Annotated in this window: 9 protein-coding genes; 4 read left to right on the top strand and 5 right to left on the bottom strand. The window is 72.0% G+C overall.

Annotation, left to right across the window (positions count from 1 at the left end; translation table 11 throughout):
* Window positions 1-6: 6 nt before the first annotated feature.
* Entirely contained in the window at window positions 7-924 is a 918-nt protein-coding gene (locus FXO23_RS20795; RefSeq protein WP_158887156.1) for a D-2-hydroxyacid dehydrogenase, read from the bottom strand.
* 164 nt (window positions 925-1,088) lie between these two features.
* Between FXO23_RS20795 and FXO23_RS20790 the strand changes: the two genes are divergently transcribed.
* From FXO23_RS20790 to FXO23_RS20780, 3 genes are all read left to right on the top strand, one after another.
* The gene (locus tag FXO23_RS20790) at window positions 1,089-1,829 is read left to right on the top strand and encodes a maleate cis-trans isomerase family protein (protein WP_158887047.1); all 741 of its coding nucleotides are present in this window, start codon (window positions 1,089-1,091) and stop codon (window positions 1,827-1,829) included.
* Window positions 1,830-1,892: 63 nt separating this feature from the next.
* The gene (locus FXO23_RS20785) at window positions 1,893-2,612 is read left to right on the top strand and encodes a maleate cis-trans isomerase family protein (protein ID WP_158887046.1); all 720 of its coding nucleotides are present in this window, start codon (window positions 1,893-1,895) and stop codon (window positions 2,610-2,612) included.
* A 3-nt stretch (window positions 2,613-2,615) separates the two neighbouring features.
* The gene (locus FXO23_RS20780; protein WP_158887045.1) at window positions 2,616-3,410 is read left to right on the top strand and encodes a GntR family transcriptional regulator; all 795 of its coding nucleotides are present in this window, start codon (window positions 2,616-2,618) and stop codon (window positions 3,408-3,410) included.
* 629 nt (window positions 3,411-4,039) lie between these two features.
* Here the strand turns inward: FXO23_RS20780 and FXO23_RS20775 are convergent.
* From FXO23_RS20775 to FXO23_RS20760, 4 genes are all read right to left on the bottom strand, one after another.
* Window positions 4,040-8,377, bottom strand: a complete 4,338-nt coding sequence (locus FXO23_RS20775) for a cation-translocating P-type ATPase (RefSeq protein WP_158887044.1) — start codon at window positions 8,375-8,377, stop codon at window positions 4,040-4,042.
* A 71-nt stretch (window positions 8,378-8,448) separates the two neighbouring features.
* Complete coding sequence (locus FXO23_RS20770) at window positions 8,449-8,856, bottom strand: nuclear transport factor 2 family protein (protein WP_158887043.1); 408 nt, start codon at window positions 8,854-8,856, stop codon at window positions 8,449-8,451.
* Window positions 8,857-8,904: 48 nt separating this feature from the next.
* Window positions 8,905-9,963 (bottom strand): tartrate dehydrogenase, encoded by a 1,059-nt coding sequence (locus FXO23_RS20765; protein ID WP_158887042.1) that lies wholly within the window; start codon window positions 9,961-9,963, stop codon window positions 8,905-8,907.
* Window positions 9,960-11,423 carry an NAD-dependent succinate-semialdehyde dehydrogenase gene (locus FXO23_RS20760; protein ID WP_158887041.1) on the bottom strand — a complete coding sequence of 488 codons (1,464 nt, stop codon included), beginning with the start codon at window positions 11,421-11,423 and terminating at the stop codon, window positions 9,960-9,962. The genes FXO23_RS20765 and FXO23_RS20760 overlap by 4 nt, the downstream gene beginning before the upstream one ends.
* Before the next feature lie 117 nt (window positions 11,424-11,540).
* Between FXO23_RS20760 and FXO23_RS20755 the strand changes: the two genes are divergently transcribed.
* Window positions 11,541-12,794, top strand: a complete 1,254-nt coding sequence (locus FXO23_RS20755) for an aspartate aminotransferase family protein (protein WP_158887040.1) — start codon at window positions 11,541-11,543, stop codon at window positions 12,792-12,794.
* Window position 12,795 lies beyond the last annotated feature (1 nt).

The raw sequence follows: 12,795 nt of genomic DNA, 5'->3' as shown, positions 1-12,795 counted from the left end.
TCCTCCTCACCGTGCCGAGGGCACGTAACCCAGGCGCTTGTCCACGACATTACGCAGTGGCCGACCGGCCAGCCACCGGTCGAAGTTGTCCCGGAACACCTCGACCAGCGTGGTGCGCCAGCCGATGAAGTCGCCGGACATGTGCGGCGACACGAGCACGTTATCCATAGTCCAGAGTGGACTGTCGACGGGCAGCGGTTCGGTCTCGAACACGTCCAGCGCAGCCCCGGCGATCCGCCCGGCGCGCAGGGCCTCGACCAGGTCGCCGGTGACGACGAGCTCGCCCCGCCCCACGTTGACGAACCGGGCGGACGGTTTCATCGCGGCGAACGCCCGGGCGTCGAACAGGCCCTTGGTCTGTTCGGTCAGCGGTGCCACGGCCACCACGTAGTCGGCGCCGGGCAGGTGTTCGGCGAGGTCGCCGGAAGCGTGCACGGTGCCGAAGTCCGGGTCGCCCTCGCGGGCCCGCCTTCCGGCACCGGAGACCCGCATTCCGGCGGCCCGCAGCATCCGCGCGATCGCCCGGCCGATCGGCCCGGTGCCGACCACCAGCGCGTGCCGATCCGCGATCCGCTCGGTTTCCCGGTGGTGCCAACAAGAATCCTCTTGCAGGGCCCACGATCGGGCGAAATCCTTGGCGAAGGTCAGGATCACCCCGAGCACGTACTCGGCGATCGAATCGTCGAAGACGCCCCGGGAGTTGGTCAGCACGACGTCGCTGTCCCGCAGTCCGTCGAACAGCACCGGGTCCACCCCCGCGCTCGCGATGTGCAGCCAGCGCAAGCGATCCGCCGCGAGCCAGGCGCCGGGCACGGCGGTGGAAAGGAAGTCGTAGACAAAAAGGACATCGGCTCCGGCCAGCGCCGCTTCCAGGCCGCCCGCGCGGGTGTAACGAACCACCGCGGCGCGTTCGATGGGGTGCATGTCCGGGGGGTGCTGATCACCGCACAGCACCGCCACCACCGGACCTTCCGGAGCGAATTCCTCGGTGCCAGCCACGTTGACACGGTATGAGTCGGTCGTATGATTGTCAACAATCCGAGGACTCACCCCGGAGGCACTCCTCAAGAACGTCACGGGAGCTGACCTTGGATTTGGACCTGCTCGACTTCGACGGGCCGCTCGCGCAACGGGGAATCGGCGTGATCGCGCCGTTCGACCTCGCCCTGGAGCGGGAACTCTGGCGCTGGGTGCCGATGGAGGTCTCCCTGCACCTGGCGCGCACCCCGTACGAACCGGTGCCGGTCAGCATGGAGATGGCGCAGCTGGTCAGCAACAGCCAGCACCTGGCGGCCGCGACCCGGGACGTGCTGCACGTCGAACCGGAGGTCGTCGCCTACCTGTGCACCTCGGGCAGTTTCGTCAACGGCATCGACTACGAACGTTCGCTGTGCAAGGCGATCTGCGACGCGGGTGCGCCGGACGCGGTGACCACGTCGGGCGCGCTGGCCGAGGTGCTGCACCAGCTCGACGTGCGCCGCGCCTCGGTGATCACCCCGTACGACGCGGACCTGACCGGGAAGCTGCACGACTTCCTGGGCGAACTGGGGGTCCGGACGGTGGCCAGCGAGCACCTCGGGCTCGGCGGCGGCATCTGGAAGGTCAGCTACCGGACGATCGCCGAGCGGATCCTGGCCGGTGACCATCCCGACGCCGACGTGATCTTCGTGAGCTGCACGAACCTGCCGACCTACGACCTGATCGAACCGCTGGAGAAGAAGCTGGGCAAACCGGTGCTGACCGCCAACCAGCTCACCATGTGGGCCTGCCTCAAGCGGATGGACCTGCCGATCGTCGGCCCCGGGGAGTGGTTGCGCGAGGTGCACTAGGTGACTTGACAGTAGTCTTCTACTAGGATTGTTGACAATCTTCTTCCACTCGGAGGTGCGCGCATGCCGACGATCGGGTTCATCTACCCCGACCACGCCGCCGAGGACGACTACCCGCTGGCGGAACGGCTGCTCGGCCCGGACGTGCGGCTGCCGGTGGAGCACATCTACGGCACGGATCTGCACGCGGTGCCCGAACTGCTCGACCTGGGCAGCGAGAAACGGCTCGCCGAGGGCGCGGCGCTGCTGGCGAAGCACCAGCCGGACGCGGTGGTGTGGGCGTGCACGAGTGGGAGTTTCGTGTACCGCTGGGGCGGCGCCGAGGACCAGGCGGCGAAGCTGGCGATCGACGCGGGTGTCCCGGCGACCAGCACGTCGTTCGCCTTCGTGCGGGCGGCCGAAGCGCTCGGGCTGCGCCGGGTGGCGGTCGCGGCGAGCTATCCGGACGACGTCGCGAAGCTGTTTGTCGAGTTCCTCGGCGCCGGCGGCGTCGACGTGGTGGCGATGTCGAGCGAGGACATCGACACCGCCGCCGAGGTGGGGCAACTCCCCCCGGAAGCGGTCGTCGAACTGGCGCTGCGGCATGATTCCCGGGAGGCCGAGGCGCTGCTGATCCCGGACACGGCGATGCGCACGCTCGGCGTGGTGAACACGATCGAGGAGCGGCTGGGCAAGCCGGTGCTCACCGCCAACCAGGTGACGATCTGGGCGGGCCTGCGGCTCGCCGGAGACACCCGGACGTCGGCGGAGCTGGGTGCCCTGTTCCGCAGAGGGGATGCGTGAGCCGTGCCGTTGGCCGATATCGAACCGGTGAGCCGGGAGTCGACCGCGGGGATCATCGCGCGTCAGCTGCGTGACGCGATCATGAACGGCTCCCTGCCGCCGGGGGCGCAGCTCGGGGAGACCGAGCTGGCCGCCCAGTTCCAGGTGTCCCGGGGGCCGCTGCGGGAGGCCATGCAGCGGCTGGTGTCCGAGGGGCTGCTGCGCAGCGAACGGCATCGCGGGCTGTTCGTGATCAACCTCGAGCCGGGGGACGTGTACGACATCTATTCGGCGCGGTCGGCGATCGAGCGGGCGGCGGCGATCCGGATCCTGCGGGGCGATCGGGAACGGGTCGCCGAGCAGTTGGACGAGACCGTCCGGGCGATGGCGGCCGCGGCGGAGTCGGGCGATCCGACCGCGCTGTCCGAAGCGGATCTTCGATTTCACGAGGTGCTGATCAACGCCTCCGGCAGCCGGCGGCTGGTGCGGATGGCGCGGACACTGCTCATCGAGACGCGGATGTGCCTGTCCGCGCTGCAGGCGACGTACCAGGCCATCGAGGAGCGGGTGGTCGAGCACAACCGGATCATCGAGGCGATCCGGGCGGGCGACGAGGACTTGACCGTGTCGCTGCTCGAGGCGCATATGGAGGACGCGGTGCAGCGGCTCGTGCCGGGAGCGAGCCTGCATTCCGGCGCGGCGCCGGGTGTCCCGGCCGACGGCCTGGACATTGTGTCCGATGTGGATGGTCAGGGAAACCTGGTGGTGGCCAAGAAGCGGTCCGCCGCGCGGAAAACCCGCAAGCCCCGGAAACGCTGAGGCGGTCTTCCGGTGTGCCCGGTCCGGCGTGGGCCCGGATGGCGAACTCGCTTGCCCGAATGTAGAACTCGCTTACCTGAGTGTTGAATTCGCTTACCTGAACGTGGAACTCGCTTGCCCGAGTGTTGAACTCGGGTGCCCGAACGTAGAACTCGGCGGACGAAATGGGGAACACGGGCTACCGAAACGGGGGACTCGCGCGACCGGAACGGGGAACTCGCGGCAGCCGGGGCGCGAGCCCGAAATTGTCGGTCGCTGAGGCTACTCTTAAAGCAAGGGGTTCCCCCGGGGGCGTGAATGGTCCGTTCATGGCGTTTGGTGGTGGAATGGGGTGGCTCGCGGAATTGTCGGTGCCCGGGCGTACGCTTAAAACAAGGGGTTCCCCCGAGAGTGCGAACGGGACATTCACGCGGGGCGGCGGGGCGGCGGGGTGACGCGCCGGGGTGGCAAGGCGGGGGGAGAGAGATGAGGTGCTCGGGGCAGGGGTTTCGGGGGCGGTGTGCTTGGGGTCAGGGTGCTTCGGGGCATCGTGTTTAGGGGCAGGGTGCTTCGGGGGATTGTGCTTGGGGACAGGGCACTTCGGGGCATTGTGCTTGGGGACAGGGTGCTTCGGGTCGGAGTGTTTGGGGTTAGGTGAGGAGGGGGCCGAGGAGGGTGGCGGCGGAGGCGCTGCCGAGGGCGATGGTCCAGCCTGCCGGGCCCAGCGGGGTGCAGCCGAAGAACTGGCTCACCCCCGGCGTCTGGATCACCGCGGCCAGCAGCGCCGCCGAGCCCAGGCCGGTCGCCAGGATCGACGGGCTCCGGCCGCCGGTCAGCAGGGTTTGCCCGAGCTGGGTGCCGACCAGCGCCGCCAGCGCCACGGTTCCGGCCCGGCGCCGCCGCCCGGTCAGCCGGGCGATCGTCCACGCGGTCGTCGCGCCCACCGTGGTGATTCCCGCGCGCAGCCCGATATCCCGGTGCAACGGCCTGCCCAGCGAACTCTCCGGCCCCTCACCCAGCAGGTCCTCCGCCGCCGCCGAATCCGGGCGGCGCAACGCGATCGCCAGCGACGGGGCCAGATCGGTCAGCAGGTTCACCAGCAGCAACTGCCGCGCGGTCAGCGGCGACCGGCCGGTCAGCACCGAACCCAGGACGCTGAACGCGATCTCCCCGAGGTTCCCGCCCAGCAGGATCCCGAGCGCCTCGCGCACCGAAGCCCACATCGCGCGTCCCTCCACCAGCGCCGCGATGATCGTCTCCAGCCGGTCGTCGGTCACCACCAGATCCGCCGCGGCCCGGGCGGCGGGCGTGCCGCGCTCGCCCAGCGCGATCCCGACGTCGGCGAGCCGGATCGCGGGCGCGTCGTTCGCCCCGTCACCGGTCATCGCCACGGTCCGGCCGAGCCGCTGGTACGCCTTGATGATCCGCACCTTCTGCGCCGGGCTGCACCGGGCCACCACATCCGCCTTCAGCAACCGCTCACCGAGCGCCTCGTCGTCCAGTTCGTCCAATTCGGACCCGGTGACCACGTGCAGCTCGCCGTTGTCCGGGCTGACCTCGCCCGCGATCGCCTCCCCGGTGGCCGGATGGTCCCCGGTGATCATCACGATGTGCACGCCCGCCGCGCGCAGCCGGGCCGCCGCGGGCGCCGCGCTCCCCCGCACCGGATCCGCGATCGCCACGAACCCCAGGAAAGTCAGCTCCTGAACGTCCTCTTCGGACACTTCGGCGGTCGCCAGCTTCCGCTCGGCGACCACGAGCACCCGCTGCCCCGCCTCGGCCAGCCGCTCGGCCCGGCCCGCGAGCCGCCGCCGGGCCCGCGCGTCCAGCGACACCTCCCGGCCGCCGGAAAAACGCTTGGCGCACCGGGGAAGCATCGACTCGGGCGCGCCCTTCACGCTGAGCAGCAACCGCCGCCCCGATCGGCCGACCGCCGCGTGGTATCCCCGCGACGGTTCGAACGGCACGGAATCGACGAGCTCCCAGCTTCGCGTGCCGACCCCCGCCCGGTGGCCCGCCTCCAGCACCGCCCGGTCGGTCGCGTGCGGCAGATCCTCGGGATCGTCCGCGGGCGGGGTGGCCCGCACCGCCGCCGCCAGCACCGCACTCGTCCGCTCGTCCAGGCCGTCGATCCGGCGCCGCGTCCGGCCGTCGTCGACCTCGCTGACCCGCAACCAGCCCTCGGTCAGCGTTCCGGTCTTGTCGAAACACAGCACGTCCACCCGGCCGAGCGCCTCGATGCTGCGCGGATTCCGCACCAGCGCGCCGTGCTCGGCCAGCCGCCGCGCGGACGCCAGCTGCGCCGCGTTCACCAGGAACGGCAACCCTTCCGGCACCGACGCCACGGCCAGGTTGACCGCGGCCGACAGGCTTTCGGTCAGCGGCACCCCGCGCAACAGCCCCGCCCCGGCGACCGCCGCCGCCGAACCGATCGCCAGCGGCAGGCTCTTCTCGGTCAGCTCGGCCAGCCGCGTCTCCACCCCGGTCGTCGGCGCGCCCTCCCGCGCCATCGCCATCCCGCGGCCCGCCTCGGTGTCGTCGCCGACGGCCACCACGATCCCCACGGCCCGCCCGGCCGCGATCGTGGTGCCCTCGTAGAGCATCGACGAACGCCCGGCGACCTCGGCGGCCACGACCGGCGCCGCGTCCTTGGCCACCGGCAGCGATTCCCCGGTGAGGGACGATTCGTCGGCCTCCAGCCCGTCCGCCTCCAGCAACCGGCAGTCCGCGGGCACCACGTCCCCCGCCGCGAGTTCGACGACGTCACCGGGCACCAGTTCGTCCGCGCTGCGGTCGGTGACCTCCCCGTCCCGCCGGACGTGCGCGATCACCGCGGACCGGCTCAGCAGCTCGGCGAGTTCCCGTTCGGTGCGCACCTGCTGCAGGCTGCCGATCAGCGCGGACAACCCGGCCACCCCGGCGACCAGCGCGGCGTCGACCGGCGAGCCCACCGCGGCGGACAGCGCGGCGCCCCCGGCGAGCACCGGGGTCAGCGGATTCGCCAGTTCGGCGAGGAAAGCACTGCCCAGGCTGGTGCCGCCGCCGTGGTCCCCGGTCCGGCCGCGGCCCCGCCGCCGGGCCGCCGCGCCGCTCAGCCCGTTCCCGCTGGTGTCCAGCCGGTCCAGCACCGCGTCCGCGGGCATCAGGTGCCACGGCACGATGTCCGGTTTCTCCACGACTTCGGGGGTGCGCAGCCGCCGCGCGTGCCGGTGACCGTTGATCATTCCGAGCGTCGCGCCCGCGTTCGCCGCGCGCAGGCTCCGCGCGGCCTGGCCACGCCGCCGCCGCACCGCGCTGACCACCCCCACCCCGGTCGCCGCCTGCGCGAGCCGGATGTCCTCGCGGCCCAGCGCGCGGGCGGCGGCCACCGCCTCGACGAGCAGCGCGGCCGAGGTCAGGTCCTCGCCGACGAGCACGTGCGCGCCCCACGGCGGCGCGTCCCCGTCCCGGTGGGCGCCCACCCCGCAGTCGGCGGCGCCGAGCGCGCGACGGTTCCCGGACACCAGCAGCACCCCGTGCCCGTCGGCCTGCAACTCCCGCACCGAGGCCACCAACCGGTCCCCGCCCGGTACGGCCCGATCGGCGCCCCGCGCCCTGGAGGCGTCCGGGCCGTTGGCGCTCACCACCTCCAGCCCGGCCCGCCGGGCCGCGGTGACCAGGACCGCCACCCCGGGCGACGGCTCCTTGCCCAGCGCGAGCACGGCTTCCAGGTGCTCGCCCCGCGCCAGGCCGAGCACGAGCACCGCGCCCCGCTTCGCCAGCCGGGCCCGCTCCCGGGCCCCGTGGCGGCCGTGCAGGTCCAGCTCGTCCAGCGGGCCCAGGCACCAGCCCTCGGCCCGCCGGACCGCCGACGGGTTCCGGGAATCGAAGAGCCGCCAGGTGTGTTCGGCCACCGCGCGCGGATCGCTCCCGGCCAGCGGTACGAGGTCGTGCGGCACCAGCCGCCCGGTGTCCAGCGCGTGCTCGTCGAGCACCAGCACATCCAGCACGTCCAGGTGGCGCAGCACCGCGCGGTCCATCACCAGCGCGCCCCGCCGGGCCAGCACGCGGCCGAGATGCGCGCCGAACGCGCCCCGGCCCGCCTCCACCGCCTTGGGCAACGCCGCGAACACCAGCGCCGCCGACCGCCTCGGCCCGCCCAGCGGCAGGACACCCGCGCCCGCGGCGAGGCCCAGGTTCATCACCCTGCGCTCGTACCGTTCGGCCGCGGTCTCGGGCACCGGCACCGGGCGTTCGCACACCACCGGTTCCGCCGCCGCGTGCTCCGGCTTCGCGATCAGGCCCGCCTCGGCCGCGCACCAGGCTCGTTCGTGCGCCCGGGCCTCGCGCCACTGCTCGACCCGCTGCGCGGTGTCCAGCAGCGTGCTCTCGCTCCGGGAGGCCAGCCCGTGCGCGAACGCGCCCGTGATCGAGGTCGCCGAATCGGCGCGCTCATGGCCACCAGCCCGCCGCGCGGCCAGCTCGCGCAACCGGGGGTGGTGATCGACGACCGAGGGCAGCGCGGCCAGTTCGGCCGGCAGCGGCGCCCAGGGCAGCAGCTTGGTGAGCAGGGAAAGTCCCAGTCCGGCCAGGTCCCCGGCGAGCGTCGGCGCCAGCCGGGTGCCCCGCGCCCCGTCCGCGGGGTGGTGCAGTTCGTCCTCGGCGGCGCGCTCCTCGGGATCGGCGGGCTCGGCCTCCGCCCGCTCGACCACCCGGATCAGCTCCGCCCGGCGCGGCGGCCGGTCCCCGACCGCCACGATCACCCGCGACGACGGCGCGTTCACCCGGGCCCACAGCACCCCGGGACGCGCTTCCAGGGCCCGTTCGATCCGGGCGGCCACCTTCCGGCCACCCGGACCGTGCACACCGTGCGCCTCGATGTGCAGGCGGCCGGGACAGGACCACACGTTGCGCCGGGCCCGGGACACCGGCGCCAGCACCACCCGGCCCACCGTCTGGGCCGTGCCGATCGCGGCGCCCAGTGCGAACAACGGCCCCGGTATTCTCATCCCCACTCCGTTCGCGAACGACGACACGTTCGCGTTCAGGAGTGCCCAATTCCCGGCCGGTTATGCCTCGCCTAGGCAAAAGCCCTGGCCACGGCCAGGCTGTCCTCGTACACGTGGTACCGGCTGATCAGTCCGTTCTGGACGGTCAGGTGCAGGGCGAACATCATGGTGAACCGCTTCCCGGTCGACCGGAAGGTCCGCGCGGTCTCGCCGAGGACCACCGCGTCCGGGCCGTCGACGAGAACGCGTTCGACGGACACCGCGTCCTCGCCGGGCACGAAGGCGGCGGCCAGCGCGCGGTGGAACTCGGCGATGTCCGCCCGGGTCGACCAGTCCCGGATCCACGGGATCGCCGCGGCCTCCCCGGCGGGCCAGTTCACCTTCCAGTCGACCCGCTCCGCGTGCAGCGCCGCGATCCCGTCCGGATCACCCGCGCCCATCCGGCGGAACAACTCCTCGATCGTGTCTCGCGTGTTCATGGGCCCCACCCTGCCGAGCCGCGCGCGCCACGTCGATTACCCGGGAGGTCATGCCACGGCTTCCGCGACGGCGTCGCCGAGTTCCGCGGTGGTCGACTTCCCGCCCAGGTCCGGGGTCGCCACCGCGCCCTCGGCGAGCACCTCCTCCACCGCCGCGCGCACCGCCCGCGCCGCGCCCGCCTCGCCCAGGTGCTCGAGCATCATCGCCCCGGCGAGCACCTGGGCCACCGGGTTCGCGATGCCCTGACCCGCGATGTCCGGGGCGCTGCCGTGCACCGCCTCGAACATCGACGGGTACTCGCCCGGCGGGTTGATGTTGCCCGAGGGCGCCATGCCCAGCCCGCCGGTGACCGCCGCGGCCAGATCGGACAGGATGTCGCCGAACAGGTTCGACGCGACCACCACGTCCAGCCGGTCCGGCTGCTGCACCATCCGCGCCGCGAGGGCGTCCACATGGCACTGTTCACTGTGGACATCGGGGTACTCGGCGGCGACCTCGGCGAAGATCTCGTCCCAGAACGGCATCGAGTGGATGAGCCCGTTCGACTTGGTCGCCGAGCACACCCGCCCGGTCCGGGTCTTCGCCAGTTCGAAGGCGTACCGGACGATCCGCTCGACGCCGACCCGGGTGAACACCGACTCCTGCAGCACGAACTCGTCCGGCCGCCCGGAATTGTGGCGCCCGCCGATCGCGGAGTACTCGCCCTCGGAGTTCTCCCGGACGATCACCATCTCCAGGTCCTCGGCCGACCGCCCGGCCAGCGCGCTCGTGGTGCCCGGCAGCAGCCGCACCGGCCGCAGGTTCACGTACTGCGCGAACGCGCGGCGGACCGGGATCAGCAGGCCCCACAGCGAAACGTGGTCCGGCACCCCGGGAAACCCGACCGCGCCGAGGAAGATCCCGTCGAACGCCGACAACCGCTCGACGCCGTCGTCCGGCATCATCTTGCCGGTCTCGGCATACCGCTCGCAGCTCCAGTCGAACTCCGTCCACCGCAGGCCGAAACCGTGCAGCGCGGCGGCGCGGTCGAGCACCTTGCGCGCCTCGACGGTGACGTCGACGCCGATCCCGTCGCCGGGAACGCTCGCGATCCGGTATTCCGTCACAGGCTCACCGCGATGTACTTGGTCTCCAGGAACTCGTCGATGCCGACGGTGCCGCCCTCGCGGCCGAGCCCGGACTGCTTGATCCCGCCGAACGGCGCCGCCGGATTGGACACGATCCCCTGGTTCAGCCCGATCATGCCCGCCTCCAGCCGCTCCGACACCCGCAGCGCCCGCTTGAGATCGCTGGTGTAGAGGTAGCTGACCAGGCCGTACTCGGTGTCGTTGGCCGCCGCCACCGCCTCTTCTTCGGTGTCGAACACCGAGATCGGCGCGACCGGGCCGAAGATCTCCTCGGACGCCAGCTTCGCCTCCGGCGGGACGTCGGTGAGCACGGTCGCCTGGTAGAAGTTCCCCGGTCCGTCCACAGTGGACCCGCCGGTGAGCACCTTCGCGCCGCGGTCGGCGGCGTCGGCGACCAGGCTGCTCACCTTCTCCACCGCGGCCCGGTCGATCAGCGGGCCGACGATCACCCCGTCCTCGGTGCCGCGGCCCATCGGCAGCGCCTCCATGCGCTCGGTCAGCCGCCGGGCGAACTCGTCGGCGATCCCGCGCTGCACGTAGAACCGGTTCGCTGCCGTGCACGCCTCGCCGATGTTGCGCATCTTCGCCTGCATCGCGCCGTCGATCGCGGCGTCCAGATCGGCGTCGTCGAACACCAGGAACGGCGCGTTGCCACCGAGTTCCATCGACGTGCGCAGCACCTTGTCCGCGCACTGCTCGAGCAGCTTGCGCCCGACCGCGGTGGACCCGGTGAACGACAGCTTGCGCGCGCGGCCGTCGCGGATCATGGGTTCCATCACCGAGCCGGAGGAACTCGTGGTCACCACGTTGAGCACGCCCTCGGGCAGCCCCGCCTCGGCCAGGATCCCGGCCAGGGCGAGCATGGACAGCGGGGTCTGCGCGGCGGGCTTGATCACCGACGTGCACCCGGCCGCGACCGCGGGGCCGATCTTGCGGGTGCCCATGGCCATCGGGAAGTTCCACGGCGTGATCAGGATGGCCGGGCCGACCGGCTGCTTGGTGACCAGGAACCGGCCGACGCCGTTCGGGGCCACCGCGTAACCGCCGTCGATGCGGACGGCCTCCTCGGCGAACCAGCGGAAGAACTCGGCGGCGTAGGTGATCTCGCCCCGCGCCTCGGCCACCGGCTTGCCCATTTCCAGGGTCATCAGCAGCGCGAGGTCGTCGGCGCGGGCGAGGAGCAGATCGTAGGCGCGGCGCAGGATCTCCCCGCGTTCGCGCGGCGGGTGGTTCGCCCAGTCGGCCTGCGCGGCGACGGCGGCGTCGAGTGCCGCCTTCCCGTCCTCCGGCGACGCGTCCGCCACCTCGCAGAGCGTCGCGCCGGTGGACGGATCGAGCACCGGGAAGGTCTTCCCTCCGGTCGCGGGGACCCATTTGCCCCCGATGAACAGCTCCTTGCCGACCGCTTCGACCACGGCGGTTTCCCTGTCAGCACTCATGCCCGGCGCTCCTCGTCAAGTCACCTGTTTGCGCGGCTCCAGCGGCCATGCTATGCATATTGTTGACAATCTACAAGGCCGCACGCCCCACCCTAGTGCGTTAGGAGCAACGCTGCCATGGCTCAGCTCTCTCCGCTGCTCAAGCAGGCAACCCCGGTCGTCGTCGACCACGGCGAGGGGACCTATCTGTTCGACTCGAACGGTCGCCGGTTCCTCGATTTCACCGCCGGAATCGGGGTCACCAGCACCGGGCACTGCCATCCCCGGGTCGTCGCGGCCGCGCGGGAACAGATCGGCAAGCTGATCCACGGCCAGTACACGACCGTCATGCACCAGCCGTTGCTGCGCCTGACCGAACGGCTCGGCGACGTGCTCCCGCCCGGGCTGGACTCGCTGTTCTTCAGCAACTCCGGCAGCGAGGCGGCCGAGGCCGCGCTGCGCCTGGCCCGGCAGTCCAGCGGGCGGCCGAACATCATCGTGTTCCAGGGCGGTTTCCACGGCCGCACGGTCGCCGCCGCGTCGATGACCACCTCCGGCACCCGGTTCAGCGCGGGCTTCTCGCCGCTGATGGGCGGGGTGCACGTGGCGCCGTTCCCGTACGCCTACCACTACGGCTGGGACGAGCCGACCGCGACGAAGTTCGCGCTGCGCGAGCTGGACTACCTGTTCGCCACGGTGAGCGCGCCGAACGAGACGGCCGCGTTCTTCGTCGAACCGGTGCTCGGCGAGGGCGGCTACGTCCCGGCCAACACCGAATTCCTCGCCGGGCTGCGCGAACGCGCCGACGAGCACGGGATCCTGCTGGTGCTGGACGAGATCCAGACCGGGTTCGGGCGCACCGGGAAGTTCTGGGGCCACGACCACTTCGCCGTGCGCCCGGACGTGGTGCTCATCGCCAAGGGACTGGCGAGCGGGTTCCCGCTGTCCGGCATCGCCGCGTCGCGGGAACTGATGGCCAAGGCGTGGCCCGGTTCGCAGGGCGGCACCTACGGCGGCAACGCGGTGTCCTGCGCGGCGGCCGTGGCGACCCTGGACGTGATCCAGGAGGAAGGCCTGGTGGCCAACGCCGCCGAACGCGGCGAGCAGTTGCTGAACGGGGCCCGGCTGGTCGGCGACAAGACCCCGGCGATCGGCGACGTGCGCGGGCTCGGCCTGCTGGTCGGCTCGGAGTTCACCACGGCCGACGGGAAACCGGACACCGCCACCGCGCAGGCCGCGCAGGCCGCGGCCGCCGAACGCGGCCTGCTGCTGCTCACCTGCGGCGCGTTCATGAACGTGGTGCGCATGATCCCGCCGCTCGTGGTGACCGCGGAGCAGGTCGACGAGGCCCTCGCGATCTGGTCCGACGTCGTCGCCTCCGTGACCAAGTGAC

The sequence above is a fragment of the Amycolatopsis anabasis genome, from assembly GCF_009765355.1.
Lineage (GTDB): Bacteria > Actinomycetota > Actinomycetes > Mycobacteriales > Pseudonocardiaceae > Amycolatopsis > Amycolatopsis anabasis.
The sequence above is the reverse complement of the archived record's forward strand: the minus strand, read 5'-3'. Positions and strand labels throughout refer to the sequence as shown.